The following is a 24,433-nucleotide window of genomic DNA, read 5'->3' on the forward strand; positions in this document are numbered from 1 at the left end:
TGGATCCTTCCTGCTGTCCCCGCGGTTGCCGCGCGAAATGCCTTTACCTCTTTTTCGTCCATGGCTATTATTTGGAGAACAAAGTAACAGCTTATGTGTATAGTAAAGCAGAAGCAGAATTGCTATTTTTGACCAGATCAGATGAAACTGCAAAGATTTCCACCCACTATTGCCTTGCAGCCCTACCTCAGGGAATTCATCCTCATTGAAACCGATGAGGCTACCGAAAGCATGGTCATCCCGGACACCTCCCTGGTCATGTCGCTGCGATATAAAGGAGCGGTGATAAAAAAGCGGCTGGATGAAGAAGAGCTCTTACCCGATGTCGTCATCTCCGGCCTTCGGCGGTCCGTCCGGCATTTTATCTATACTCCCCAGGCCGCTAACTTTCTTATTGTCTTTAAGGAAGGGGGTATCGCCGCCATTTCCCGGACGCCTGCAAACGAACTTTTTGACCAGAGTATTTCCGCCGGCAATTTCTTTCGTCAGGGGGAACTCGATCAGCTGTTGGAGGGTCTCGCGGAAGCCGCCACTGATTCCCTGCGGGTCAGACAGGTGGAGGATTTTCTGCTTCGCCGCCTGATCAACACAAAACAGGATGCCCTCATCGGCAATGCCGTCCAACTGATCCGGCAGCACAAGGGAATTGTCCGGATCGATCAGCTGGCTGCCTCCTTGCACCTCAGCCAGGATCCTTTCGAAAAGCGCTTTCGGTCTCTCGTCGGATCCACTCCGAAACAATACGCCTCCATCGTCCGGCTTAGGCAACTGATCCGGAATTACCCGGCTTACTCATCGCTGACAGAAGCCTCCTACGCGGCCGGCTATTTCGACCAATCCCATTTTATAAAGGACTTCCGGCTCTTCACCGGCCGCGCGCCGGGAGAATTCTTCCAATCCTCGCGTTTCTGGTAGATCAATGAATTTTTACAATTCTCCGCCCTGCCGCGACAATACCTTTACAAAAAAGATCAAATGAAAAGGAACAAAGAAGCAGTTCGCCTGCTATTCGAAGAGGTTTTCAACAATGGAAGGGTTGAATTATTACAAGACCTTGTCTCCGACGACTACGTCGGTGCACGCGGTGAAAAAGGCGCCGCCGCATTTCAGGCGCAGACCGCCGGACTGATCGCAGCCTTTCCTGATATTCAGTACCAGCTGAAAGAATTGATAGGAGAGGACGATATAGTTGCCGTGCGCTGGACATGGAATGGAACGCATAACGCCCCCTTCAATGCCATCCCGGCGACGGGAATTTCCGTTGCCAGTGAAGGAATGGGAATTTATGGATGCAGGGACGGCAAGATCGTAAGCGGAAATATTCAAACAGACCGGCTGGGCTTCCTGCAGCAGCTGGGGATACTACCTGTCAATCCGGTGGTGGCCGCGGCTGCAGGATCTGGTTCTCCGTTGACAGAGGCATCTGCCGGGAAGTAAAGGATTGGCGCTTTTTCTATGGTCGCCCCAAACGGAAGACCCGGCGCAGAAGTTCGCGGAAGCTTTCCACCCTTGCCCGCTGGGCCAGCTGGCGGATACGTTGTTGTTTCATCTGGCGGATGGTTTCTTCCGGGATCGGCAGGCCTCTCTCCGCCAGCAGCTCCCGGGCAAGGACATAATCGAAATGGCCCCATTCATCCGGCTTTGCCATAATATCCAGCAATTCCGGATCAGTGAAGGCAAACAGGTAATAGCCCGGGTCTACATCCTGCAGCTGGTGTTCATAATATTCTTCCAACGCCTCATGCGCTCTGTCAAGATCGGTAGCCCGTACCTTCAGATGGATATTCGGCTCAACGGTATTTCGGAAAAAGCTGGGCTCCAGCAAGGGCTCCACTTTCTCGACAAGACAATCGATCCGTTGTTCCGTCAGCTTGTCGGCAATCGCCGATGCAAGCCCGGGATCATTGAACGTTTGAAAAGTCGTAAAGCTGCCCATCACAAAAACAATTTATCAGTGCGTAAATATAACCGTTTTCATATTTACGATACCGGCCATACTTCGTTGCGTCCGCGGATCTTCCGGGTTTGCTCCGCTGCTCTCGAATAATTGATGATCATGGAATAGCAACCCTTCCGTGTAAGATGTCGTATCATGCTGGTAAATGGAACCAACGCTGAAGTTGAGATCAGGTACCGCAGCCGCTACCGTTACACTATCCGTTATATTATTGCTACTGTGGCCACCGCAGCCGGCTAAAAAAATAAGAAGGGCCAGGGATCTTAGTTTCATATCGCTGTGTAAAGGCAATTTAATGATTTTGCCCTACCTTCGGCCTCGCGTTTACCCATTCATCAATATAGTTGCTTGGTTTGTTTCTGATAATCAGTAACTTGCCGCGTTATTAGAATGTTAATGTTTCACCTTATTGCAGCAAATGGACTAGTTTGCCGGTCCTAAAAACACAACTCAACAGATATATATGAAGAAATTATTGATCTGTATTTTATGTCTCGCTTCTCTTCAAGGCTTTTCTCAGCTTCGTCTCGGTGTTCAAGGTTCTTTTAGCTCACTTAATTACTGGCAGAATGATCGCTATACCGGCCTTACCGCCGGCGAGAATACCTGGGCCATGAATGGCTGGCAGGCTGGTGTGTTTGCTGAATATGATCTGGGCTATTCCGGCCTTGAGATCCAACCCGCGTTGATGTATGCCAGCACAGGCGCGCACCTGGGTCAGTCTAAGGGTTTTGCCAATTCGGGCAACTTTGTTATCGGCTTCTCCGACACAAAGCTGAAAGTAAATACCATCCGCTTACCCGTCAACCTCCTATATTCCTTTCGGATAGACAGCAAGTGGAAGGTCTTTGCCGGTGTCGGTCCTTACATTGCCAAAAACCTCTCCGGCACGGAGAAAGGATTCTATACGGGATATGACAACTCCAGCAATGTATATGTCCCCGGTACTTTCCCTATCAATAATAAGATCCATATCTCCGGTGATAACTCCTATGCCACGCTTGGGAAGAGCAATGTTGCTTCCCTCGATGCAGGCATGGATGCGTTGATCGGCTTGCAATACAAAAAGCTGCAGATCTCGGCATCCTGGGTGCGCGGCTTCTCCCGCGAGTATCATACCGATTATGTGAACATGGGCAACATGAACTGGAATTTTACCCTGGGGTATGTCCTGTTCGGCCACGAGCGTAAGCCGAGATTATAAACAGCCATAAGTCCGGGCGTTAGTTTAACAGGGAAGGTGCTTTGCCATACTCTTTCTTGAAGGCAAAGGAGAAATGAGACAGGTCTTCAAAGCCGACCTCCAGGTAAACGTCCGAAGGTTTTCGACCTTTTTCTTTGATGAGGTAGTATGCCTGGGCGAGTCTTTTCTGTTGTAGCCATTTCCCCGGTGAGGTGTGAAATATCTTTTCAAAATCCCGTTTGAACGTTGCCAGGCTTCTGCCCGTGAGATAGGCAAACCGCTTCATCTCGACATTAAAGGTGAAATGCCGGCTCATGAATTCTTCGAGATCGATCTTCCCCGGTTCGCTGAAGTCAAAGAGCAGGTCCTTTACGTCGGGGCTGAGGCGAAGGATCAGCAAGATCGCCTCCTTTGCTTTTAATTCCACAAGAGAAGCGTCGGCGGAGCCCGGATCCATCGACATATAAGGCGTCAGCGAGTCGACAAAACTTCTGGCAAAAGCATCAGGGTTTAGTTGGACGACACTCTCGCCGATATAGGGACCGGATGGCTGCAGGGTATATTCCAAACTGAACTTCCTAAGTACATCCTGGCTCAGATGAAGGCTTACCGATCGAAAGACACCGCCCGCCGGCGGGATCTTCGTAGCCTTCGCCAATTGGTTCCGCTTTACCAACGCGATATCTCCAGCATGAAAGGTCCGATGCCGGGTGCCCAGGTAAAAATCCAGGCTGCCTTCCAGGATGAAGGTCAGTGCGTGATCGTGCACGAACTGCTCCTGCACCCGGCTCGCCGCTGAATAACAGGAATAGAACAAATGCGATCCCTTTACCGATGTTCCTTCGAATACTGCCATTGGGCAAATTTCGGCTATTTGACAACACGAAGCTTAATCATGTCCCACGGCCCTCAGGCCTGCCAGGTCCTGGATCACGGGTATACCCGACGAGGTCTTCTTGAAGAATGCACCGGTGAGCACTCCGGGTGCAAACCCGCAATCACTCGCGGTTACCGCAAAGATGTGGATCATTTCCACACCGGCCTGCTTGAATTGAAAGCGCAACATGCAGCCGGAATCCCGGCTGCTATAGACCGCGGCGTTGTCCTCGTAACGCAGGGTGTCAAGAAAGGAACCGGATTGATGACCGGGATATCCTTCGTCGATATAAAAGCAAAGGGTCAGCAATTCCTCACTCAGGAGCTTGACCCTTATCTCACCGGAATGACTGATCACTTTGTTCTCCTTCACTTCACCTTTTAGGATATAGGTGCCCGTTGGGTCAATAAAAGTTTTGCTGTTGTCGGAAAAGAAGATGCCGGGCATCAGCAGCGACAGGAATAAAACGATTTTCATGCTCTCTTTTTTTAAAGATGGAGAAATGAAAGTTTTCCCATATCGTGCTCTTGACGCGGGCTCAGGGGCCACTCTTAAATTACTAAATAAAAAAATACTTTCCCGAAAATTTGGCGCGAACCGGGAATTATTTGCATCTTTGCACTGTTAAAAGAATCTAAAAATGCGCCGGATGCCCAAACATATCGAAATAGCTGAGAGGTTTAGTCCTAAGGAGGACTATACCGTTCGCGGGGCATGTTATGCTATTGGTTAACTATCGTTAAAAAATCATAAACATAAGCCCCGCAAGAGATTGCGGGGTTTTTTTTATTCAAACATGACAAATGAAATAGGACATACGATATCACCCGCCCGCCAACGGAAGATAAACCGGCAGAGCTCCCTGTGGAGTTGCTGCATGGGCGAGGTGTATCCCTACACGAGACCGTGGTTAGATTGGTGTGCATTCGATTGAAAGGATGCGCAGTAAGATAAACCCGGTCTCAAAAGGACCGGGTTTTTTGTTGTCCGGTTTATTCTGGCTTGTAGCTCAAGGGTAGAGTATCGCACTTTTAATGCGAGGATTCGGGTTCGATCCCCGGCAGGCCAACAACGGCGCTCTGGCAGAGATGGTTCTATTGCATCGGTTTGAAGGACCGACAATCGAGGTTCGATTCCTCGGGGCGCCACTAAAACGAAAGCCATGGAACAGCAACAGCACTGGCAGAAGCCCGATGGAACCCGGATCAGGATCCCTATTGCGGATGAGATCAGGTCCGTCCTGGTAAAAGAAAAGAAAATGGGCAACACGCTCAAGGTTTGTATCGGCACCGATAGTCAGGTGAAAAGCGCACACACGCAATTCGCCACCGTTATCGTATTCCTTCGGAAAGGAAAGGGCGGATTCATGTATGTCCTCCCCGAGACGACCCGCAGGAAGATGAATATAAAAGAACGAATGCTGAAGGAAGTGGCTAAAAGCATCGAGATCGCCTACTCCCTCTCCCGGCTTTTTACTTTATACGACGTTGACCTGGAGATCCATGCCGATATCAACACAAACCCGCAATTCAAAAGCAACGACGCGCTGCGGGAAGCGATGGGTTATATCCATGGAATGGGATTCGCATTCCGGGCCAAACCCCATGCCTTCGCCAGCTCCAGTTGCGCAAATAAAATGGTTCAGTAAAAGAAAAGAACAATGGAAAATTTATACAATCAACGGGTGATCAATGCCAACAATGTATTTGACGGCTATTACCTGGATGCAAAAATGCTGTATCTGTATTGCTTTAACCAGCTGCCGAGCGTCAACTACATCAACGGTATCGACGGCGAGAAAGCATTCGAGGCGGCAAAAAAGAAGTTTGAAAGCCGTATCGCTCGCACCCACCAGTACCGGTGGTTCAAGCGCCCAAAGAACAGATACCAGTTCAGTACGACCATCCTGATCATGGACAATGAGTGTCTTCTCGAATTCGGAGGTGGCTACTGCGAGGTCTGGCACAACGGCGCAAACCAGGAATTTCTCGACGAAGTAACCGCAATGGCTAATGCCTTTAAGGAAAGACATCGGCGGGAACCCCTGGAGATCAATCTCATCGTTGAGGATAGGGGTAGACTCGACCTGAAGCCGATGGAGATCAAACGGACAAAGCTCGACCTCAACCTCTTTTACAACGAGGATTTCAAGTCAGTCGACGAGCTGATCCGCAAACGGCTGGGTAAAAAGAAGGACAAAGGTGTCGTACTGCTGCACGGATTACCCGGCACAGGCAAGACCACCTATCTCCGCCACCTGATCGGAAAGATCAAAAAGCGGGTTTTGTTCCTCTCGCCCAACCTCGCGAACAACCTGATGAATCCGGACTTTATCCAGTTGCTGATCAGCAACCCCGAAACGGTAGTGGTCATCGAGGATGCGGAGAATATCATCATGGATAGAAAACACAGTCCCGGGTCTTCGGTCTCGAATCTGTTGAATATCTCGGATGGCTTGCTGGCGGACTTCCTGAATATCCAGATCATCTGCACGTTCAACAATTCGTTGACCCTTGTCGATGACGCCCTCCTCAGAAAGGGCCGGCTCATCGCAAAGTACGAGTTCGGTAAGCTGGCTGTGGAACAGTCCCAGCGACTAAGCGATCACCTGGGTTTCAAAAACGCCATTACAAAACCCATGACCGTCGCGGAGATCGCCAACCAGCATGAGAAGCAGCATCCGCCATCCCGGATGGAGATCATGGGATTCAGGAGACATCTCGTTGATACAGGTGGTTCATTAGCCTGATGCGGCTTCGGAAGCGGCGGACAAGGGAGGCCGGAGAAAGCACCTGCAAGCCTTCCCCGAAGCCGATCAGCTCCCGTTCGAGCTCGAAATTGGGAATAACGGTGATGGAAAAGAGAGTGCCGGTAGCACTCTCTTCCACTACCATTTGAGATGGATGGATAGGTTTGGTCCGGATGTAGGGAGCGTGTTCCCGGTTCGCGCGGAAAAGCACTTCGGTAAGTCCTCCGTCATGATTCCGGGTGACGCCGACAATCGGGGAGAACCAGGAGTGCGGGTCAAAGCCCGGACGTTCGCGAAATTCTTCCCCGGGCTGCAGCTCGATGCTCCGTATCCGGTCGAGGGCGAACGTCAGGATCTCCTTACCCTCCTTCTTCATCCCAAGGACAAACCAGCGGTTGCGGTATTCCTTGAGCAGATAAGGGTAGAAGATGAGTTCGCTGCCGCTCCGGGCCTTGAAGGACTGATAGTGAATGCGGAGCGTACTTCGGGCGACGATGGCCTTGTGCAACACGTCGAGCCATTCGAGGCCTTCCAGCAGATCGTTCTTTTCGAAGTCGATGACGGCAGGTAGATGATTCTGTTCGCTGTAGACCTTGTCTTCCAGCCGATGGATAAGCTCGCTCATCCCGGCAAAATGACTAAAGCCCTTGAATTGCCGGAGAAGTTCCGATACTTCCTTGAGGATGCCGAGGTCTTGCGTGCTCAGAGGGATATTGGTAATGGAGTATTCAGGGTCTTCGTAGATGTAGTACTTCTTGTCCTTAACGATGATCGGAGCATTGTAGCCAAGCTTGTCGCTTCGCATCGCGCTGAGGTCGAGCCGGATCGTCCGCAGGCTGACGCTTTCTCTGCGACCCTCATATTCATAGAGGGCTTCATTGCAGGCTTCTATCAGGTCATCGATCGTCCATTTCCGCCGCCTGTTTTGCAGGCAACGGTCGATGGTACGATAACGGATAAGGGCGTTGCGATTGACCGGCATAAAAAGAATTTTTGTAAAAAAAGGGAAAAACTTTCAACTGTGCAAATAGATTGCACACATGGGTTGGAAGTTTGTATCATCAAGAAGAGATTCCCGCGAGGGAGAACGAGGTATATGTTTCGTGGACCAGGGTTTCAAAAGGCCCCACAGTGCAGAGGAAATAACTTTCTGTATCCTGTTTGCCCGGACATATTCCCAAGGGTTCGAATCCCGCACCGACCTGGATCGGTTAGCTCAATGGTAGAGCATTGCACTGTTAATGCAAGGGTTGTAGGAAGTCCGCCGCTTCCCTAAAAATGGCGACCAGACAAAAGCCGGGACCATCGGCCCGCAAAGGAGAACCAACGACGTCAAAGCAAAGGCTAAGGCAACCGTATTACTCCGGAGCAATTCGATGACCGCTTAGCAGTCGGCAACGGAGAGAAAGTCCGCCTTTTTTAATAACAAAAAACGCAGACCGATCATCCCGCCAACTCCGCGGCCCCCGAAAGGAAGATGCAACCGGCTTTATTAAAGAACAGATAAAAACAAAGTATATGAAAAGGGTAATGATTAATGCCTACCAAATGGGTTTGGTGTTTAAGAATGGAGTATATCAGCGGTTGTTGACCGAAGGCTCGTATTGGCTTAACCTAAACAAAAAAGTGGACATCTACGATCGGACCAAGCCGTTTGTCCCAGCTATCGAATTGAACCTCCTGTTGAGAGATGAACAGTTGAAGGATGCTCTCTATGTAGTTGAGGTAAAAGAGGACGAGATCGTTCTTCAGTACGTGAACGGGCTGTTTACACAGGTGCTCGCCGCCGGCCGGTACGCATTCTGGAAAGGGATCGTCAACTATGAATTCGTAAAGGCCGATACCAGCAAGATCGGGATCACCGAGAATATCGACCGGGCAACCCTGACGGGTAAACTGGCAGCCTATGTCCGGACCTCCAGCGTGGAAGCGTATGAAAAGGCCGTACTTTTCATCGATGGAAAATATGACCGGAACCTCGAAAGCGGCTTCTATGCCTGGTGGAAGAACAACATCCCGATCTATATCGGTAAGGTGGACACGCGACTGCAGCAGGCAGAACTAAACGGTCAGGAGATCCTCACGCGGGATAAGGCTTCCCTGCGGATCAATGCCTGGGCACGGTACCAGGTAGTGGATATCGAAAAAGCGCTTTTGCAGAACAAGGAGTACGAACGGCAATTATATGTGGCCTTCCAGCTCGCCTTGCGGGAATATATAACCGGGCTGAACTTTGATGAGTTGCTCGAGAAGAAGGACGCCATCGTACCTTACATTTTGGAAAAGGTAGCGCAGGAAGCCGATACGCTCGGTGTTCGGGTCGCAGGTTTTGGTATCCGGGACATTATCCTTCCGGGTGATGTAAAGGAGATCATGAACCAGGTGTTGGTGGCCGAGAAAAAGGCTCAGGCCAACATCATCCTGCGCCGGGAAGAAGCCGCCAGCACGCGGAGCCTGCTGAATACGGCAAAACTGATGGAAGACAACCCGATCTTATTTAAATTGAAAGAACTGGAATACGTCGAAAAGATCGCCGAAAAGATCAGCACGATCAGTGTCAACGGTAATGGAGTATTGATGGATCAGCTGCGGCAGATTTTCACTGGCGGTAACAAAACGATAAACTAATGTCAAAACTAAAATTAAGAGGAAAAGATATCCGCGCGCTGGGCTACCCCGAAGGGCCAGTCATCAGCATCGCGATGAATATCATGGAAAAAGAGTACAAATTCGAAAAGGAGGAAGTAGTTATGAATCTGTTGAGGGCGATCCTCGCATCCCCGGTGGAATACGCAAACGACGCGGTACTGGGACTCATTGCGCAGCAGCTGTTGCCAAACCAGGACCCGGAAGGCGCCGACGTCTCCCTGAATCAAACAGGGGTGGCATTCAGCATCTTTGGGGGTCAGAACATAGAACAGGGTGCCATGAACCAGATGTACCAGGCGGCAAAACTGCCCGTGGCCGTCGCCGGCGCCCTGATGCCTGACGCGCACAGCGGCTATGGCCTGCCCATCGGCGGCGTGCTGGCCACGGAGAACGCCGTCATCCCCTATGGGGTGGGCGTGGACATCGGCTGCCGGATGTGTCTTTCGGTGTTCGATATCGACCCGAAGGAACTGATCCAAAAGGAAGCCTATTTCACGCGGGAGTTACAGGCGGCGACGCTCTTCGGCGGGGGACGGCAATTTGAAAAGACGGCCTCTCATGAAGTGCTCGACCGGCCGGAGTTCGACGAGATAGCAATCCTGAAGAGCTTACAGGGCCGGGCTGCCCGGCAGCTGGGCTCCTCGGGTTCCGGAAACCACTTCGTGGAATGGGGTATCGTGGAGATCGGCGAAGCCGATCCCGTACTGGGGCTTGCACCCGGTAACTACCTGGGTCTGCTGTCGCATTCCGGCTCGAGAGCGCTCGGCGCATCCATCGCCAACCACTACACGCGCATCGCAAAGGAGAAGCGGGTGCTGCCCGGTGAGGCGAGGAACCTGGCCTGGCTGACCCTCGACGAAGCCGAAGGGATCGAATACTGGCTGGCGATGAACCTGGCCGGCGACTATGCATCCGCCTGTCATGACATCATCCACGCAAAGATCTCGGCGCAGCTGGGCCGCAAGGCCGTCGGCCGGGTAGAGAACCACCACAACTTCGCATGGAAGGAAATGGTGGATGGCCGGGAATGTATCGTCCATCGGAAAGGCGCGACACCCGCCGGAAAAGATGTCCTTGGGGTGATCCCCGGATCGATGACCGCGCCGGGCTATATCGTAAAAGGCCGGGGCGAGGCCGCATCCCTTGCCTCCGCCGCGCATGGCGCCGGGAGAAAGATGAGCCGCACGGCAGCGATCAACTCGATCACCCATGCCTTATTAAAGGAAACGCTCGGAAAACATGGAGTAAAGCTCCTGGGCGGCGGACTCGACGAAGCACCGCAGGCCTATAAGAACATCGGGGAAGTGATGCAGTCCCAGCAGGAGCTGGTGGATATCGTAGGCCGGTTTACACCAAAGATCGTTCGGATGGACGGTTAAGGGTGCCCTGTCGCAACGGAACCCGCGGGCCTGGCGGGCACACCATGCTTCGCTTCGGTCGTATCCAGCATATCGAGGATCGCTTTTTCGATCCTGTCCTTTTCCGCGAAAGCGATCAAATGCCCCCTGCCTGGTATCATCCGGATAGTAAGGGAGGGGGCATTTAACAAATGCTGCCGGGCAAACCCGGCATTCGTGGTATCCACAAGCCCGTCCTGTTCCCCCTGAACATATATAACGGGAACATGAATGCGCCCCCATAAAGGCAACATCTTCGTCAGCTCTGCCCTATGATGGACCTTCTCCTCGTTGGCCGTTTTCAGCATTCTTGGGACAAACCAATGAACCGCCGGAGTCTCGACGGGATACGTGAACCAGAATATTTTTTCAAGACCCGGCCCGATCGGCGGCGCTACCAGCACAAGCCCATCGACCAACTCGGGATAATCCATGGCCAACCGGCAGGCAATCGGCCCGCCGTACGAGACCCCAACGACGATCACCGGATGGTTTGCCCTGTGCAGACTGTCCAGGATAAGCCGGATGACATCCGCCTGATCGCCGATATCCGGCATAGCATTCGCCAATCCGCTATAGCCATAGCCCGGCCGGTCTACCGCGTACATCGTAGCCCTCGACAAAAGGAGGCTGTCGGCAAGATAATCTTTCCAATAACTAAGGGAACTTGGCGCGCCATGAATAAAGAGGATCGTGGCATCGGGACGATCACCTATCGCGAGATAACGGATTCTCCTGCCCTTTGCTTGATAGTAGTCGATCCTGGGGTCGAGATGACGTTCGTGGAACCAGGAGAACAACTCCTTGTCATCCATCCTGAACTGCACCAGCCTGTCAAACACAAGAAGAAGGATGACGATAAAGATAAGCAACCCTACAACTATCCGGAGTAGGATCCGGCCGATTCGTGCCACCATACAATAGAAATAACGGTTATGTCCTTTCCTATATTAAAATTAGGCAAAAAACGGTCCGGTTCATCGTTACAATCCGCTTTTTTCATGTAACATTTTTCTGCTCACCGGACAATTATCATCGCTATCGACGGGAATGCCGTTCAGCTGCGTGGCATAAAAGAAGGCATTTCCCTGGGCGATACCTACCGCGCCGCCTTCCTGGAAAAAATAAAAGGCAAGATCATACAGTAAGGGCGGACATCTTCTCTTGTAATAACTTCTTTTCCGCTAACGAAGGCGTAAGGTCATACGCCTTCTCCAGTAACCGGCGGGCCTCGGGAAAATTGCCCGACCGGCTGTAAAGATCACCAAGAACGGCTGCATAGATATAGTGCTGTTCAAGCAGGCCGGCAATCCCGGGAATATCCAGGATGGTGTCTATCGCCGCCGCGACACCCGCCGTTTGCGCAAGAATGATCGCCCGGTTGAGCTTGACGATCGGCGTAGGCTTTTGTTCCAGCAAATAATCATACAAGCGTAACATCGCCGGCCAATTGGTCGACGCAAAATCGGGCGCCAGACAATGCTCGGCGGCAATGGCTGATTCAAGATGATAGACGGACAACACCTCGCCCGTAGAAGAGCCGTTCAGATAGTGATACCCCATCTGGATCAGCTGCCGGTCCCATTTCTGGCGATCCTGCTGATGTAAGAGAATGATCGTATTGTCTTCACCAAGCCGGCTTTCGAAGCGGGAGGCCTGAAAACACATCAGTGATAATAAGGCAAAACCCGAGGGCTGTGCCGTCACCTTGTGCTCCGTAACCAGCTTGCAAAGCCGCATCGCTTCCGCACACAGGTCATACCGGATCAGTTCGTCTGCCTTTGAGGAATTATATCCTTCGTTGAACAGGAGATACAACACCATGTATACCGTCTCCAGCCGGTCGTTGAGCGCAAACCCCGATGGGATCTCGAACCGGACATCATGCTCCCGGATATATTCCTTCGCGCGGTATAGCCGTTTTTGGATCGCGGCCTCATTGGAGACAAGCGCTTTCGCTATTTCCTGTACCCCAAAACCCGAGACCGTTTTCAGCGTCAGCGCCACCTGGTCTTCGAGGTTGAGGTCCGGGTGACAACAGGTGAAGACCATCCGCAGCTGGCTGTCCGCGATCTCCGTTTCGAGAAAGAATTGCTCGATCGCGATCTCCGTTTCCGACTGCAATCGCATCGACAACTCCGTTGATACATCCGCAAATTTCTGCTGTCGCCGGATAAGGTCAACGGTATGGTTACGCGCCACCCGCATCAGCCAGGCCGATGGATTGTCCGGCATCGCCCCAAACTTCCAAACCTGCAACGCCTTTAAAAAGGTTTCCTGGACCGTATCTTCCACCAGCTCCAGGTTGTGGATACCGAAGATGCGCGTCAAAACGGCGATCATCTTCCCCGCCTCATGACGGAAAAGATGATCGACCAGCTGCTGGGGCGACGAGCCCATTCCCGCGTTCATCGTTATGCCATTGGGACGATCTCACGCACTTCCACCGTTCCCTCGAGTTCAAAGTCGGGGAAGCCAAGAGCCATTTCGGAGGCTTCTTTGAGCGAATCGGCCTTGATGATCAGGTACCCGCCAACCGATTCCTTTCCCTCGGCAAACGGGCCATCGGTGATCAGCGGCTTCTTTCCCTTTACCATTTTGCCCTCGGCGGTAAGCGGAGCGCCGCCGACAAACCGGCCTTCGGCACTCAGTTTGCCGATCCAGTCCATCCATTTTTGCATCGCCTTTTGGGATTGCTCGGGCGTAAAATTCAGATCTTCGTAGCTGGGACCGCGGAAAACAAGCATAAAATCTTTCATGGCATTTCTTTTAAAAGTTAATAATAGTTTCGCGGTAATGACGATTGAAGGGAAAAGTATCGGACAAAAAGGAGAAATTTATTTTAATGATCGCCGGTTTATTTTCTAACGATGTTATAAATAGGGATCGGCGGAGTAAAAGCCTGGTTGCTCTCGGGCCGGGCATACAGCGTCCTGACCACGTCCATCCCGCTGACCACCTTTCCAAAAGCGGCATATCCCTGTCCGTCGGGGTTATTCTCCCCGCCAAAGTCATATCCCGGCTGGTCACCCACGCAGATAAAGAATTCGGTCGTTCCCGTGCCCGGCTTGTCCCGCGCCAGGGAGAGCACACCGTTCGTATGAAGGATATGGGTCTGGCTGGTCGGCTCATGCGGCACCCCCGGCAGGCTAACGGCCTTGCTATGATTCGTCTTCCAGATACCCCCCTGGATCAGGTTGGAGATGGGCGAGCCCGTTACCTGGTTGTCATCGTTCAGCACCCGGTAAAAAGAGCCGTTCTTATAAAACCCGGAATCGATATAGGACAAAAAGGCCCCGGCTGTCTTTGGCGCCTGACGCAGGTAGACTTCGACCTCGATATCGCCGGCTCCTGTCTTGATAAGTACATGTGGGAGATCGGGATTGGCGGAATGGCAGGCCGAAAGTAAGGTGACGAGTAACAAATAAAATACGCTGGTCCTCATGGCTGGTTTTAAGGATCACAATTTAGCGTAATATTGTCTATGCATTTTGATCTTCCTTTCCTGCATACGATCTTCATCGGATTCCTTTCTTTGTTTCCCGCGGTGAACCCCGTGGGATCGGCCTTTATCATCGACCCCTTACTCGGAGACCTCAGTTACCCCGACCGGAAGCGGGCCGCAAAAAAAGTGGCCCTCTATTGCTTTGTCATCTGTCTCGTCTCCGCCCTCATCGGCAGCTGGATCATGCGGCTCTTCGGCATCTCCATCCCCATCGTCCAGTTGGCGGGGGGCGTCCTCATCTGCCGCATGGGCTGGCAATTGCTCAATACCGACCAGGTGAAGGGAGAAAAGGAAACGGCCCAACCCGAACGCCGGTCGGGGGACATCGACAATCTCCTTTTCTATCCGATCTCCTTTCCCATGTCTACAGGGGCGGGTACCATCTCCGTTATCCTGACCCTCGCCGCCCATGAAGAAGAGACCGATCTGCTCGGACATTTCATCAACCTCGGCGCTCTTTTTATTGCGATCCTGCTCATCTGCCTGCTCATCTATATCTGTTACGCCAATACCGCCAGGCTCATCCGCCGCCTCGGCCCCCGGGGAGAACAGATCGTCAATCGCCTCAGTGCCTTCCTGGTATTCTGTATCGGCATGCAGATCGCCTATGCGGGCATCCGGGCCCTGTTCAAGTTCTGACCCTCCGGCAAACGCCGCAAACCTACAAACAGTCCTTTATCTCCGCCAGCGTATCCCGGAAGCCCCGGTCATCCCGAAGATCGTTCCGCCACGCAAGCCCGCGTTCGATAAGGTCGATCTCGCGCACCAGGGTCGATCCCGCGGCGCCCGCGGCACGCCCGAGGATAAACACGGTATCCGAAATAGCCGCCGCCGTGGCAATATCATGCGACACGATGATCAGCGTTTTCAGCTCGTCGGACAGGGAGACCTGCAGCAACAGCTCGGTTACCTTTTCCAGCACACAGATGTCCAGTCCTGAAAAGGGCTCGTCCAGCAATAGGAAATCACTTCCCTTCAGCAGCTGCTGGATGATATTCACCCGCTGCTGCTGCCCGCCGGACAGTTGAGCCGGGTAATAGTCCAGCACCTCGGCGATATCGAATCGTACCGCATATTCCCGGATGGCATCCGCTTCCTTATCGGCCAGAGCCGGATTCTTCCGCGCCGCCAGCAGCAGCGATTGTCTTACCGTTCTCCAGCCGAATTGATAATAATTCTGGAAGATAACGCCCATGTCCCCCGGTTGGACAGGGCGCTCCCGCCAGACCTCGATCCCTCCGCCGACTTCCGCCGGTTTCCGTTCGTGGATGGTAATGTCTCCCCCTGTCGGCTTCTGCAGACCGGAAAGCACCCGGAACAATTGGGTCTTACCGATGCCGCTGCGACCGATCAACGAGACCACCTGGCCCTGCTGCAAACCCGGGCGAACGATATCCCGGATAGTGAAATTGATATCCCGGAGGATACACTTGTCGCCATAACACAGCGAAACATTGCTGGCCTTTAACAGAACTTCTTTTTTTATATAGGGTGTCATACGTTAGATTTTTGTATAAGCGAACAACCAATGTCGCAACCGGCCCAGCCCATAATCGAAAAAGAGACCGAGCCCGAAGATAACCGCCTGCAACGCCAGCACATGAGGCAAATCGTTGTACTTATTGTACTTGATCAGCAACGTCCCGATACCACCTTCACTCATATTCAATCCCTCGACCATCGTGATCATCATCCACGCGATGGCGAAATTCTGCCGGACGATCTCAAATACCTGGTCGGCCTTGCCGATGATGATCACTTCATACAGGGTCTCCCATCGGTTATAGCCAAGGGTCTGGCAGAGCTCGAATTCCTGCGCCGGCGTCCGGAGGATCACCGACAGGAAGGAGGTCGTAAAGAAAGGCACGATGCCGAACACCAATAGCGAAAGCTTCAGCGCACCCCCGTCTTTTGTCAGCAAAGTGAAAATGAAGATCAACCCGGTCAACGTCAGATACCGGCATTTGACGGCAAACTGGGCCGCGGGCCGGAAAAAGGGAAGGGTCGATCCATAACTGATCAAAAGTGTAAGCGCAAGCGAATACAACAGGGCTTTGAGCGTAAGGAGCAGACTCGCCAGCAGGTTGTCGTAGAGCAGCGCCGTGGACAACAATTGTCCCAGCGCCTCCAGGACCCGGATGGGACCGGGGATCAAACTCCCGGGGTGCCACTGCCAGAGAACCAGTCCGAAGACCACCTGTGCCGCCACCATGATGAGCAGAGTCGTCCTGCTAACTATTGAAAATGGCTTGAACATGATTATATTTTTAAAATCGGGGGGCCGCGAGGCCCCCCAACTACTTATTCCCCCAATACTATTTCCACGCGACGGTTACGGCTTCTGCCGGCGTCCGTGCTGTTGTCAGCCACCGGTTTTGTCGAACCAAAGCCCTTGGTCTCGATCCGGTCATCCTTCAACCCCCTGCGCACCAGCCACTCTTTTACGGCGGCGGCTCGTTTCTCCGACAAAGGCATGTTCACATCGTCTCCGCCGTTGTTGTCCGTGTGACCGAACACCCCGATCTTCAGGCCTTCGGCGACGACGGCCGACTGGAAGATCTCATCCAGCAGCTTGTAGGACTCGGCCCGGAGCACCGCTGACCCCGTCTGAAACTCGATATGATAGGACCGGGAAGACACAGCTTCCGTGATCTCACTCGCATATTTTGTCTCGATCGCCTTCCCTTCCAGCAGTTCGGGGTGATTGGAGATCACGCTCAGCAGAAAGGACTTGTCCACGGCTTTTTCATAGGGCATGAAATTGGGCATCATCGAAGGGTACATCTTCACCATCAGGTTACCGAAGGTGTTGTACACGGCCTTGTACCTGTCCACCTTGTCCGCGCCAAGCCCATAGCTGTTAGCCATATCCGCCAGGTTGAAGACGGCCGAGCCGCCGAGGTGCACCTTCAGGCCCTGGACGTCCTTCTCTTCGACGCCATTGAAGTACTTCAGCCAGTAGGCGGCATTCTGTTCCTGGTAAACGGCTGCGCTTACTTCAGAAGCGAATTTTCGCGCTTCGGTAAAGGACCTCACCTGGTCGCCCGCCTGGGCCAGCGCGATGATCATCTCCTCGATATCGGTACGGTGGTCATACGCCCATTTTCGGATGGCGATCGTCTGCACAGGCATCTGCGATGCGTACTGATGTGTATTGGCTATCGTCACAAGGCCGCCTTTCTTCGTTGCGACATTGACGTCACCCGGCGTCCAGGTAGCTACCCCGTCCACACCTACGGTCGTATCCCGGCCCGTGGTCTTCCCGTTGACAATGATCTTCCTGCTTTCCGTATAACCGGTGATGTACTTGTTAGGCGCATCGAGGAAGTCGTTGGCCGCGATCAGGTTGATGGCCTCGGCGTCATAGGTCGTCTCATCGGGATTAACCTTGATGCCGTTGTCTCCGGCCCACTTCAACAGGATGTTGATGTCCCCGTCCCGAAGTACACCGGCCACACACCGGCCGATGGCATTATGCGCATCCTGTTTCCAGGAGGCCGGCCCCATCACCTGGTCTTCCCCATAGGATTTACCATGCGCGATCGGCAGGATGATGGGCTGATACTCGGGGCCAAGCGCTTCCAGGCTCTTCGACAACGAGGTCATAAAGGCCGGCATCCCGTCACCCATAAAGGAGATCAAGATCCCCGGCGTATTCGGGTTGGACTTGTACTCCCCGGCAAACTTCACCAGGTCGGCCATCTGCTTGTTGCAGTCATCCTGCCGCAGATAGCTGACGTCAAGATGAGCCTTGTCAAACAGCGAGCCCTTTGTAGTGCGCACGCCGCCGTTGGCATACATCCCGGAGAATTGGGCATTCCAGGCCATCCGTTCCCAGGTGATCCGCGTACCGCCATTAACGGCCTCCGTCGCGGCGGGCAGCGGCAACAACACGGCTTTTTCGTTCAGCGATGCTTCGGGCGCATCGGGCAAAACGACCTTGCCCACTTCGACTGCCTTGCCGGCATCTTTCGGCCTGCCCTGATACCATCTCACACTGAGAATGCCGCCCGCCACGACAAGAGCGATGACCAATAATTTACCCGCGGGTTTTAATTTGACTGACATATAAGTAGATTTTAAGAGTTTAATTAATTAGGTCTTTATAGCGATCGGTAATCGTCACATCCTTCAGATGGCCCTTCGCAGCTCCATCCTTCAGCGCCGATCCCGAATAATTGAAATCCTGGCCAAGGTCAAAGCGGTTGATCAGTTCGATCGCCTGTGCGGACTTCGCCTTGTCCTCCAGCACCTGGTCATCCATGAACCTTGAGGTCACGTCGATGGCGGATTTGATATGGCCGATCTTTTCCCCGATCCTCACCTTCAACAGGGCCAACGCCTTCTCGGCATCCCTGTTCAGCTCGTCATCACCCTTAAAGGCCTTCATGGCGCTGGTGACGGCGGACAGGCCGGTGGTCACAGAGTAATACAGGTCCCGCTTTGCTTCGAGGTCCAGTTTGGCATCCTCGAGCATGATGCCGCTCTCCTCGTAGGCGGCATCCGCAAACTGGATCAGCTTGTTCAGATCGCCCACGATCGGCGTTACATTGTCGATGTACTCCCGGCAACGCATGACGTTGTTCGTGTACAGGCTCACCTGGCGGTTGTTGCCGCCTTCATTCTGCAGGATCTTCACCTTCTGGATGTTCAGCTGCAGTTCTTTTTCTTTTTCGGTGAGCTTGTCCATCAGTTCGGACTGCTTGCCCTTTAGTCTGCCCGACTGTTTATACAGCGTATCCCGGTCCTTATAACCCTGGTCGATCTTTGCCTGCAGGATATTAAAGGGGTTGAGCTCGATGGCCAGCCCGATGGAATAATTGGCGAGAAACTCCGAAAGATATTTCAGCGCCCGCCAGAACTTCCGGTTCGAAACAAGCATCAACAGGAATCCGCAGACGACACCGCCGATCACGAGGTTGACGATACTCCAGGTTACCGATACAAGCCAGGGCAATACATACATAAGGAACCCATAGGCCAAACCCGCGACAAGTGACAGGCCGACAACCGCCGTGGCGATATGCTTCGGCTCACTCCACCAGCCGGGTGTTTTTGTTTTTTGCATTAGCGTGTTCATGGTCATTTGTTTTTAAGGTTTATATATATTGACCGATCTTTTCGATATCGGCCAGGATCTGTTGCCTGCGTCGCTGACTCTCGGCGCCGTATCCGTTGGTACTGACACTCAGCTTTTCCTCGTTCCCGGCTATTTCCTTTTGCAGGACACCGATCTGCTGTTGCAGTTCAAGTATCTCCCGGGACAAGGCTTCGATACGCCGGCTTTTTTCTTCCGCCTCGGCGCCGCGGGCATGGACCTTTTCCTGCAAGGCGGCATCCACCGTCTTCTGGAATTGATCCGCGTCTGCCGACAGCACGCGCAGGTATTCGTTGGCGGTAGCCAGCAGCTTTTCCTTGTCAAGCCCCTGCACCTGCAGGCCGGCAAAAGCCGCGGCATACCTCGCCCGTTCATTCGGGATCGCCTGCATGGCGCCGATCATCCGCGAAAACTCGTAGTAATCCGGACCGGGGATGTTCGCATCGCTGAACAGCTTGTCGAAATACCCCGAAAACCGTTGTTCCGTCGCCGATGTCCGGCTCGTCGCCGATGTCCCAGCCGTCGCCGATGTCCCGGCTGTCCCAACTGTCTCTGATGTCGCCGAGGAAGCCGCAGCCGGCATCTCTGCCGCCGCAGGCGGCGATTGTTTTCGATCAGCATCCTCGCCGATGTCCACGAACGCGGAAAGGATCCTCTTGCCAATTCTGGCCATAGTGTTTGTTTTAAATGGTTATGAGTAGTGATTGCTTTCTTATTGGAGAAGCAGGTACGACAGGAGCATCCCCTCCCGCATCGAAGCAGAAGCAGAAGCCTCAGCATGTTCCGGCGTTTCGTTCGCTGTACGATGGGTCAGCTGACGGTAGATCACGCACAAGGCAAGAGTGAGCAATAGGATGACCACTCCGATAAACTTTTTCATAATCGGCTAGTTAGATAGAATGGGTAATGATGGGAAACAATAGTCGCCGGATGGCGAACAGTAGATGGGGTTTTTAATTCGTCAACCCCGTGGAGTGTGTTTCATTTTCGTAGAAGCGTAGGCTTCGTTTGATTTGATGGAGTAAAGATAATAGCAGGAAAGCCCTCGCTGCTAGTCGAACCGGTAGGAGCGGTTCCTTTTGTTCAATAAACGGTCCGCCTCCTGTGACAAGCGGCAAAATAGATGGTTGAATGTCAAATATCGGGTCTGAGCGGTAGATTTTGACTGCCGAGCGGTTGCCCGCCTGTAAGAGCGGCGGCGTCTCGATACCTATCACCGTTAGGTTGATACGCCGTTGCAAATCCGTAACTTCAGCTACAAACAACCACCGCATGCATCGTCTGACGTTTCTTTTCTTTCTTGCGCTCTCCCTTACCGCCGGCGCCCAGGACACCGCGCGGCAGATCCCGCTCTGGCCAAAAGGCGCACCGGGATTCGAGAACAAACGCAACGAACCCGAACAGGCCCGCGACTACTGGGTAAAGAATATTCACAACCCGAGCATCACCGTCTACCTGCCGCCAAAAGACAAGGCAACGGGCGCTGCCGTCGTCATCTTTCCCGGCGGTGGTCATCGCTTACTCGTGTTTGATGCGGAAGGAAAAGACCCGGCCCGTGCATTGAATAAGCTGGGTATCGCCGCGTTCATTGTAAAGTATCGGCTGTTCAGAGAGGATTCAAACTTATACAGTCTGGACAAAGAAGTAAAACAGGACGCTTACCGGGCAATGCGCCTGGTGCGCAGCAGGGCGGCCGAATGGCATATCGATCCGGAGAGAGTGGGGACCCTGAGTTTTTCCGCAGGCGGAGAAGTGGCTAACCTTATCGCCTATACTCCCGGTAAGGGTGATCCGCAGGCGCCTGATCCGATAGACCGGCTCCCCGGAAAACCTAACTTCCAGCTACTCGTTTATCCCGGACCGCTCGGCATTCCCGAAACAGTTCCCGCCGATGCCCCGCCCGCCTTTCTCATCGCCGCCAACGATGACCCTTGCTGCTCAACGCCCGTCGTCACGCTTCTCGGGAAATACCGGGCCGCAAAAGTTCCCGTGGAAGCGCATATCCTTTCAGGTGGGAACCACGGCTTTAATATGGGCTACCGGTCAAACCTCGCCGCAGTGAAGGCCTGGCCACAACTGATGGCCAACTGGCTGACGGATATGGGCCTGACAGCGCCAAAAAGGAAATAAAAAAAAGCCCCAGGTAAGAATACCCGGGGCGTACTAATCAAAGTGTTTTTAACCATTAAACCTTATCCTATGAAAAGCCAAAATTACATCCGTAACATGGCAATTCAAGAAAATTGTTTATTGGTTATCAATCATTTAGGAACTTACTTTAAAAATACCTAGGTAAATCACTTAAAAATCGATTTACTTCTTCCTGGCCGCAGTCTTTTTTCCCGCGGACGCCGCCGCGGCGGTCTCCGCCTGCTGCTTTGCCAGCTCCTGCTCCTCGCTGAGGATGGAGGTCTCCTTTAGCGGCATATCCAGGATATCAGGGAAGATCTGCATCATATTCGCCACGGTATTGTAGTTGACATCAAAGATCCGCCAGGTATCCCCCTCATCTTTGGACTGGCCAATAAGGTAGCTCACCAGGTGGAATTTCTTGTCGTCCCGGTGAAAATAACGCGAAAGCCGGATCACACACTGCCATTGATCCTTCACCGTCACAAGCGTCTGAAGCTGCAGCTCCGGCGGCGCCTCATCCTGATAACTGGTGGTATACACACGCACCTGCTGGACATGGCCGGAATAACCGTCCTTGCCGCCATAGTACTTCATTACGCTGAAAGGCGCAAGATTGGCATAGGCCCCCCAGTCCTGATAAGCATCCGCTTTTACAAGACTGTCCGCATACCATAAAGCTTTATGGGAGATTTTCGCCGAGTCCGGCTGCGCCTGGCTGACCAGAGCAGTCAAAAGGAATAGCCCTCCGGATAAGAGTTTCTGGATATTCATGGGTATCGAATTTGAAAACAAGATACAAATCCCATAGGATACCATCAATATGTTTTTAAACTCTTAAAAATGGGCCTGTAAGGCAATACGTTGCCTTAAAAAAGCCGTTTTTTTAGTATCTTGAGCCGCGGCATCCTAACTGCCGATCTTATTACTCATCTATGTCACAGAGAACCGATTTTGTATACTCCGTTAAGCAAGAGCCCCACCGGCTCCGTACCAAACAGATATTGCAGGAACACCCGGAGATAAGAAGGCTTATCGGGAAGAACAAGTATACGTTCTTTGCGGTCCTGGGACTCGTATTGTTTCAGGTAGCGCTGGCCTGGCTGGTAAAAGACCAGTCCTGGTGGATCGTCTTCGGTGCAGCCTACCTGCTGGGCGCGTTTGCCGATCACTCGCTTTTTGTGATGATCCACGAATGCGCGCATCACCTGCTTTTCAAGAACCGCTCAGCAAACCGCCTCGCCGGCATCCTGGCCAATCTCCCCCAGTTGTTCCCCAGCTCCGTTTCTTTCGAACGGTATCATATCAAGCATCACTCTTTCCAGGGTGTCCACGAGCTGGACGCGGACCTTCCCAATCGCTGGGAAGCCAAACTCATCAATAACTATTTTATCGGCAAGATCATCTGGCTGCTCTTCTATCCGGTCTTCCAGGTATTCCGCATTTCCCGCCTCCGGGAGATAAAGCCCTTTGACAAATGGGTAGCACTCAACTGGATTGCCGAGATCGTATTCATCACCGCCATCTGGTATTTTATCGGCCCCAAGGCCATCTCCTACCTGCTGCTCAGCTTCTTCTTCTCCGTCGGTCTTCACCCCCTGGGCGCCCGCTGGATACAGGAACACTATCTCACCCATGACGAACAGCAGGAAACCTTCAGCTATTATGGTGTGCTCAACGCCGTAGCGTTTAACGTAGGTTATCATAACGAACACCACGACTTTCCCTCCATCCCCTGGAATAAATTGCCGAAGATAAAAAAGACGGCTCCGGCGTATTATGACAGCCTGGTCTCGCACAAGTCCTGGACCGTGCTCTTTTTCCGGTTTCTTTTCGATAAGGAAATATCGCTCTACTCCCGGATCGTCCGTAAAGAACGGGGGAAGGTTGCGCTTACCGACGAGTCGAAACCCGACATGGACCTCATCAACAGTCCGCACCAAAACGTCGCCGCCGCGGCTCAGGTTTAAATAAACACTCTTGTCCCGGAATTGAAATTCTCCCTGAACTCCTTCGGGGTGCAGGTCTTTTTCTTCTTGAAAATGCGGTTGAAGTTGGAGATATTATTGAAACCGCAGTGGTAGGAGATCTCCGAAATGCTATGGGTCGTATCGATCAGCATTCTCGAGGCATGACCCAGCCTGATCTCGTTGAGACTGTCGATAAAAGTATTCCCCGTCCGTTTTTTTATAAACCGGCTGAAAGACACCTCCGTCATGCTGACCAGCCGCGCCACCTCACCCAGCGTAATCGGCTTGTCATAGTTGTTGTTCATATATTCAAAGGCCTTCTCGATGCGCCGGCTGTTATACGTAAAATGCTGATTGGTGAAGGAGGCATCGGACAGGGTGCGCATATTCCGCGAAATGGAAAGATCGTGCAATATCGATAGCAGTTCGAGCACCGAATCGAACCCTTTCTTCTGGTTCAGGCTAAGAATACGCGGCGCAATTTCCGAAGCGGCTTCGCGGTCAAAGAGGATCCCCTTCTGACTCCGGTCCATCATGCTGCGGATAAAGCTCAACTGATTGCGCCGGAGCAGCTTATCCTCGAAAAGATCCTTATGCCACTGGATCGTCACCTCCCTTATCTCCTCACTCTTGCACTGATGCGTGAACCAGGCATGATAAAGGTTGGGGCCCACCAGCACCAGTTCCATGTCTTCGATGGTATCGATATGATCGCCGACGATTCGCCTTGCGCCTTTCGCGTTGATTATCAGGTTTAATTCAAGCTCTTCATGATAATGTAAGGGGAAACTGAAATCTCTTTTTACCCGGGAGAAAATGGTGAAGCAGTCATTTTGAGTGAGTGGTGTAATCTCACGGATGATATTCGCACTCATATAGCAACTAGTTCGTTTGAAGGTTGGTTCTCTAAAGATACAA

At 52.6% G+C, this 24,433-nt stretch carries 27 protein-coding genes, 2 tRNA genes and 1 pseudogene; 13 read left to right on the forward strand and 17 right to left on the reverse strand.

Annotation, left to right across the window (positions count from 1 at the left end):
• Positions 1-141 precede the first annotated feature (141 nt).
• Entirely contained in the window at positions 142-915 is a 774-nt protein-coding gene (locus VGM48_RS20165) for a helix-turn-helix transcriptional regulator (RefSeq protein ID WP_331582235.1), read from the forward strand.
• Between the two features lie 60 nt (positions 916-975).
• Positions 976-1,437, forward strand: a complete 462-nt coding sequence (locus VGM48_RS20170) for an ester cyclase (RefSeq protein ID WP_331582236.1) — start codon at positions 976-978, stop codon at positions 1,435-1,437.
• 16 nt (positions 1,438-1,453) lie between these two features.
• On the opposite strand, the gene VGM48_RS20175 is transcribed toward VGM48_RS20170, so the two are convergent.
• Together VGM48_RS20175 and VGM48_RS25645 are read right to left on the reverse strand one after the other, a co-directional pair.
• Positions 1,454-1,936: a hypothetical protein gene (locus VGM48_RS20175; RefSeq protein ID WP_331582237.1), complete on the reverse strand. Its 483-nt coding sequence runs from the start codon at positions 1,934-1,936 to the stop codon at positions 1,454-1,456.
• Between the two features lie 15 nt (positions 1,937-1,951).
• Positions 1,952-2,230, reverse strand: coding sequence for a glutaminyl-peptide cyclotransferase (locus tag VGM48_RS25645; RefSeq protein WP_414711259.1), 279 nt, complete (start codon positions 2,228-2,230; stop codon positions 1,952-1,954).
• Between the two features lie 190 nt (positions 2,231-2,420).
• Between VGM48_RS25645 and VGM48_RS20180 the strand changes: the two genes are divergently transcribed.
• Positions 2,421-3,161 carry an outer membrane beta-barrel protein gene (locus VGM48_RS20180; RefSeq protein ID WP_331582238.1) on the forward strand — a complete coding sequence of 247 codons (741 nt, stop codon included), beginning with the start codon at positions 2,421-2,423 and terminating at the stop codon, positions 3,159-3,161.
• Between the two features lie 19 nt (positions 3,162-3,180).
• Here VGM48_RS20180 and VGM48_RS20185 read toward each other — a convergent pair whose 3' ends face one another.
• Both VGM48_RS20185 and VGM48_RS20190 read right to left on the reverse strand, forming a co-directional pair.
• On the reverse strand, positions 3,181-3,996 hold the full coding sequence (locus VGM48_RS20185) for an AraC family transcriptional regulator (protein WP_331582239.1): 816 nt from the start codon (positions 3,994-3,996) through the stop codon (positions 3,181-3,183).
• A 33-nt stretch (positions 3,997-4,029) separates the two neighbouring features.
• Complete coding sequence (locus VGM48_RS20190) at positions 4,030-4,494, reverse strand: hypothetical protein (protein WP_331582240.1); 465 nt, start codon at positions 4,492-4,494, stop codon at positions 4,030-4,032.
• Between the two features lie 521 nt (positions 4,495-5,015).
• Between VGM48_RS20190 and VGM48_RS20195 the strand changes: the two genes are divergently transcribed.
• The 4 genes from VGM48_RS20195 (at position 5,016) to VGM48_RS20210 (ending at position 6,766) form a co-directional block, all read left to right on the forward strand.
• Positions 5,016-5,086, forward strand: a tRNA-Lys gene (locus tag VGM48_RS20195).
• Between the two features lie 4 nt (positions 5,087-5,090).
• Positions 5,091-5,165, forward strand: a tRNA-Phe gene (locus VGM48_RS20200).
• 14 nt (positions 5,166-5,179) lie between these two features.
• Positions 5,180-5,665 carry a ribonuclease H-like YkuK family protein gene (locus VGM48_RS20205; RefSeq protein ID WP_331582241.1) on the forward strand — a complete coding sequence of 162 codons (486 nt, stop codon included), beginning with the start codon at positions 5,180-5,182 and terminating at the stop codon, positions 5,663-5,665.
• Between the two features lie 12 nt (positions 5,666-5,677).
• Positions 5,678-6,766, forward strand: a complete 1,089-nt coding sequence (locus VGM48_RS20210) for an AAA family ATPase (RefSeq protein ID WP_331582242.1) — start codon at positions 5,678-5,680, stop codon at positions 6,764-6,766.
• Here VGM48_RS20210 and VGM48_RS20215 read toward each other — a convergent pair.
• A complete protein-coding gene (locus VGM48_RS20215) occupies positions 6,726-7,748 on the reverse strand; it encodes a WYL domain-containing protein (RefSeq protein ID WP_331582243.1) in 1,023 nt (340 codons plus the stop codon). The two genes, VGM48_RS20210 and VGM48_RS20215, sit on opposite strands and share 41 nt — an antisense overlap.
• Positions 7,749-8,284: 536 nt before the next feature.
• Between VGM48_RS20215 and VGM48_RS20220 the strand changes: the two genes are divergently transcribed.
• Complete coding sequence (locus tag VGM48_RS20220; protein ID WP_331582244.1) at positions 8,285-9,394, forward strand: slipin family protein; 1,110 nt, start codon at positions 8,285-8,287, stop codon at positions 9,392-9,394.
• Positions 9,394-10,794, forward strand: coding sequence for an RtcB family protein (locus tag VGM48_RS20225; RefSeq protein WP_331582245.1), 1,401 nt, complete (start codon positions 9,394-9,396; stop codon positions 10,792-10,794). Before VGM48_RS20220 ends, VGM48_RS20225 begins: the two co-directional genes overlap by 1 nt.
• Here the strand turns inward: VGM48_RS20225 and VGM48_RS20230 are convergent.
• Positions 10,791-11,729, reverse strand: a complete 939-nt coding sequence (locus VGM48_RS20230) for an alpha/beta hydrolase (protein ID WP_331582246.1) — start codon at positions 11,727-11,729, stop codon at positions 10,791-10,793. The two genes, VGM48_RS20225 and VGM48_RS20230, sit on opposite strands and share 4 nt — an antisense overlap.
• Here VGM48_RS20230 and VGM48_RS25650 point away from each other — a divergent pair.
• Positions 11,720-11,932: pseudogene (locus tag VGM48_RS25650) on the forward strand (hypothetical protein); the annotation flags it as partial. The gene VGM48_RS20230 and the pseudogene VGM48_RS25650 sit on opposite strands and share 10 nt — an antisense overlap.
• A 17-nt stretch (positions 11,933-11,949) precedes the next feature.
• Here VGM48_RS25650 and VGM48_RS20235 read toward each other — a convergent pair.
• The 3 genes from VGM48_RS20235 to VGM48_RS20245 form a co-directional block, all read right to left on the reverse strand.
• A complete protein-coding gene (locus VGM48_RS20235; RefSeq protein WP_331582247.1) occupies positions 11,950-13,224 on the reverse strand; it encodes an RNA polymerase sigma factor in 1,275 nt (424 codons plus the stop codon).
• Between the two features lie 2 nt (positions 13,225-13,226).
• Positions 13,227-13,571: a YciI family protein gene (locus VGM48_RS20240; protein WP_331582248.1), complete on the reverse strand. Its 345-nt coding sequence runs from the start codon at positions 13,569-13,571 to the stop codon at positions 13,227-13,229.
• A gap of 98 nt (positions 13,572-13,669) precedes the next feature.
• Positions 13,670-14,257, reverse strand: coding sequence for a peptidylprolyl isomerase (locus VGM48_RS20245; protein WP_331582249.1), 588 nt, complete (start codon positions 14,255-14,257; stop codon positions 13,670-13,672).
• A gap of 39 nt (positions 14,258-14,296) precedes the next feature.
• On the opposite strand from VGM48_RS20245, the gene VGM48_RS20250 reads away from it, so the two are divergent.
• Entirely contained in the window at positions 14,297-14,956 is a 660-nt protein-coding gene (locus tag VGM48_RS20250) for a MarC family protein (RefSeq protein WP_331582250.1), read from the forward strand.
• Positions 14,957-14,978: 22 nt separating this feature from the next.
• Here VGM48_RS20250 and VGM48_RS20255 read toward each other — a convergent pair whose 3' ends face one another.
• Genes VGM48_RS20255 through VGM48_RS20280 form a run of 6 tightly spaced genes read right to left on the reverse strand, consistent with a single transcriptional unit; the run spans position 14,979 to position 20,295 of the window.
• Positions 14,979-15,815 carry an ATP-binding cassette domain-containing protein gene (locus VGM48_RS20255; protein WP_331582251.1) on the reverse strand — a complete coding sequence of 279 codons (837 nt, stop codon included), beginning with the start codon at positions 15,813-15,815 and terminating at the stop codon, positions 14,979-14,981.
• A 3-nt stretch (positions 15,816-15,818) separates the two neighbouring features.
• The gene (locus tag VGM48_RS20260) at positions 15,819-16,574 is read right to left on the reverse strand and encodes an ABC transporter permease (RefSeq protein WP_331582252.1); all 756 of its coding nucleotides are present in this window, start codon (positions 16,572-16,574) and stop codon (positions 15,819-15,821) included.
• Positions 16,575-16,618: 44 nt separating this feature from the next.
• Complete coding sequence (locus VGM48_RS20265) at positions 16,619-18,385, reverse strand: OmpA family protein (RefSeq protein ID WP_331582253.1); 1,767 nt, start codon at positions 18,383-18,385, stop codon at positions 16,619-16,621.
• Between the two features lie 19 nt (positions 18,386-18,404).
• Positions 18,405-19,397, reverse strand: coding sequence for a hypothetical protein (locus VGM48_RS20270; protein ID WP_331582254.1), 993 nt, complete (start codon positions 19,395-19,397; stop codon positions 18,405-18,407).
• 19 nt (positions 19,398-19,416) lie between these two features.
• Positions 19,417-20,088 carry a hypothetical protein gene (locus VGM48_RS20275; protein ID WP_331582255.1) on the reverse strand — a complete coding sequence of 224 codons (672 nt, stop codon included), beginning with the start codon at positions 20,086-20,088 and terminating at the stop codon, positions 19,417-19,419.
• Between the two features lie 39 nt (positions 20,089-20,127).
• Positions 20,128-20,295, reverse strand: coding sequence for a hypothetical protein (locus VGM48_RS20280; protein WP_331582256.1), 168 nt, complete (start codon positions 20,293-20,295; stop codon positions 20,128-20,130).
• A gap of 392 nt (positions 20,296-20,687) precedes the next feature.
• On the opposite strand from VGM48_RS20280, the gene VGM48_RS20285 reads away from it, so the two are divergent.
• The gene (locus VGM48_RS20285; protein WP_331582257.1) at positions 20,688-21,545 is read left to right on the forward strand and encodes an alpha/beta hydrolase; all 858 of its coding nucleotides are present in this window, start codon (positions 20,688-20,690) and stop codon (positions 21,543-21,545) included.
• Between the two features lie 183 nt (positions 21,546-21,728).
• Here the strand turns inward: VGM48_RS20285 and VGM48_RS20290 are convergent, their stop codons facing one another.
• On the reverse strand, positions 21,729-22,319 hold the full coding sequence (locus tag VGM48_RS20290) for a hypothetical protein (protein ID WP_331582258.1): 591 nt from the start codon (positions 22,317-22,319) through the stop codon (positions 21,729-21,731).
• Between the two features lie 161 nt (positions 22,320-22,480).
• Between VGM48_RS20290 and VGM48_RS20295 the strand changes: the two genes are divergently transcribed.
• Complete coding sequence (locus VGM48_RS20295) at positions 22,481-23,515, forward strand: fatty acid desaturase (RefSeq protein WP_331582259.1); 1,035 nt, start codon at positions 22,481-22,483, stop codon at positions 23,513-23,515.
• On the opposite strand, the gene VGM48_RS20300 is transcribed toward VGM48_RS20295, so the two are convergent.
• Entirely contained in the window at positions 23,512-24,390 is an 879-nt protein-coding gene (locus VGM48_RS20300) for an AraC family transcriptional regulator (protein WP_331582260.1), read from the reverse strand. The two genes, VGM48_RS20295 and VGM48_RS20300, sit on opposite strands and share 4 nt — an antisense overlap.
• Positions 24,391-24,433 lie beyond the last annotated feature (43 nt).

The sequence above is a fragment of the Puia sp. genome, assembly GCF_036500295.1.
In the GTDB taxonomy this organism is placed as follows: domain Bacteria; phylum Bacteroidota; class Bacteroidia; order Chitinophagales; family Chitinophagaceae; genus Puia.

Coding starts and splice junctions, on each gene's coding strand:
- VGM48_RS20190 (WP_331582240.1), bottom strand. CDS start 4,494: ATGAAAATCGTTTTATTCCTGTCGCTGCTGATGCCCGGCATCTTCTTT.
- VGM48_RS20180 (WP_331582238.1), top strand. CDS start 2,421: ATGAAGAAATTATTGATCTGTATTTTATGTCTCGCTTCTCTTCAAGGC.
- VGM48_RS20300 (WP_331582260.1), bottom strand. CDS start 24,390: ATGAGTGCGAATATCATCCGTGAGATTACACCACTCACTCAAAATGAC.
- VGM48_RS20275 (WP_331582255.1), bottom strand. CDS start 20,088: ATGGCCAGAATTGGCAAGAGGATCCTTTCCGCGTTCGTGGACATCGGC.
- VGM48_RS20265 (WP_331582253.1), bottom strand. CDS start 18,385: ATGTCAGTCAAATTAAAACCCGCGGGTAAATTATTGGTCATCGCTCTT.
- VGM48_RS20170 (WP_331582236.1), top strand. CDS start 976: ATGAAAAGGAACAAAGAAGCAGTTCGCCTGCTATTCGAAGAGGTTTTC.
- VGM48_RS20185 (WP_331582239.1), bottom strand. CDS start 3,996: ATGGCAGTATTCGAAGGAACATCGGTAAAGGGATCGCATTTGTTCTAT.
- VGM48_RS20270 (WP_331582254.1), bottom strand. CDS start 19,397: ATGAACACGCTAATGCAAAAAACAAAAACACCCGGCTGGTGGAGTGAG.
- VGM48_RS20225 (WP_331582245.1), top strand. CDS start 9,394: ATGTCAAAACTAAAATTAAGAGGAAAAGATATCCGCGCGCTGGGCTAC.
- VGM48_RS20205 (WP_331582241.1), top strand. CDS start 5,180: ATGGAACAGCAACAGCACTGGCAGAAGCCCGATGGAACCCGGATCAGG.
- VGM48_RS20295 (WP_331582259.1), top strand. CDS start 22,481: ATGTCACAGAGAACCGATTTTGTATACTCCGTTAAGCAAGAGCCCCAC.
- VGM48_RS20165 (WP_331582235.1), top strand. CDS start 142: ATGAAACTGCAAAGATTTCCACCCACTATTGCCTTGCAGCCCTACCTC.
- VGM48_RS20260 (WP_331582252.1), bottom strand. CDS start 16,574: ATGTTCAAGCCATTTTCAATAGTTAGCAGGACGACTCTGCTCATCATG.
- VGM48_RS20245 (WP_331582249.1), bottom strand. CDS start 14,257: ATGAGGACCAGCGTATTTTATTTGTTACTCGTCACCTTACTTTCGGCC.
- VGM48_RS25645 (WP_414711259.1), bottom strand. CDS start 2,230: ATGAAACTAAGATCCCTGGCCCTTCTTATTTTTTTAGCCGGCTGCGGT.
- VGM48_RS20215 (WP_331582243.1), bottom strand. CDS start 7,748: ATGCCGGTCAATCGCAACGCCCTTATCCGTTATCGTACCATCGACCGT.
- VGM48_RS20235 (WP_331582247.1), bottom strand. CDS start 13,224: ATGAACGCGGGAATGGGCTCGTCGCCCCAGCAGCTGGTCGATCATCTT.
- VGM48_RS20285 (WP_331582257.1), top strand. CDS start 20,688: ATGCATCGTCTGACGTTTCTTTTCTTTCTTGCGCTCTCCCTTACCGCC.
- VGM48_RS20255 (WP_331582251.1), bottom strand. CDS start 15,815: ATGACACCCTATATAAAAAAAGAAGTTCTGTTAAAGGCCAGCAATGTT.
- VGM48_RS20240 (WP_331582248.1), bottom strand. CDS start 13,571: ATGAAAGATTTTATGCTTGTTTTCCGCGGTCCCAGCTACGAAGATCTG.
- VGM48_RS20290 (WP_331582258.1), bottom strand. CDS start 22,319: ATGAATATCCAGAAACTCTTATCCGGAGGGCTATTCCTTTTGACTGCT.
- VGM48_RS20280 (WP_331582256.1), bottom strand. CDS start 20,295: ATGAAAAAGTTTATCGGAGTGGTCATCCTATTGCTCACTCTTGCCTTG.
- VGM48_RS20210 (WP_331582242.1), top strand. CDS start 5,678: ATGGAAAATTTATACAATCAACGGGTGATCAATGCCAACAATGTATTT.
- VGM48_RS20175 (WP_331582237.1), bottom strand. CDS start 1,936: ATGGGCAGCTTTACGACTTTTCAAACGTTCAATGATCCCGGGCTTGCA.
- VGM48_RS20230 (WP_331582246.1), bottom strand. CDS start 11,729: ATGGTGGCACGAATCGGCCGGATCCTACTCCGGATAGTTGTAGGGTTG.
- VGM48_RS20250 (WP_331582250.1), top strand. CDS start 14,297: ATGCATTTTGATCTTCCTTTCCTGCATACGATCTTCATCGGATTCCTT.
- VGM48_RS20220 (WP_331582244.1), top strand. CDS start 8,285: ATGAAAAGGGTAATGATTAATGCCTACCAAATGGGTTTGGTGTTTAAG.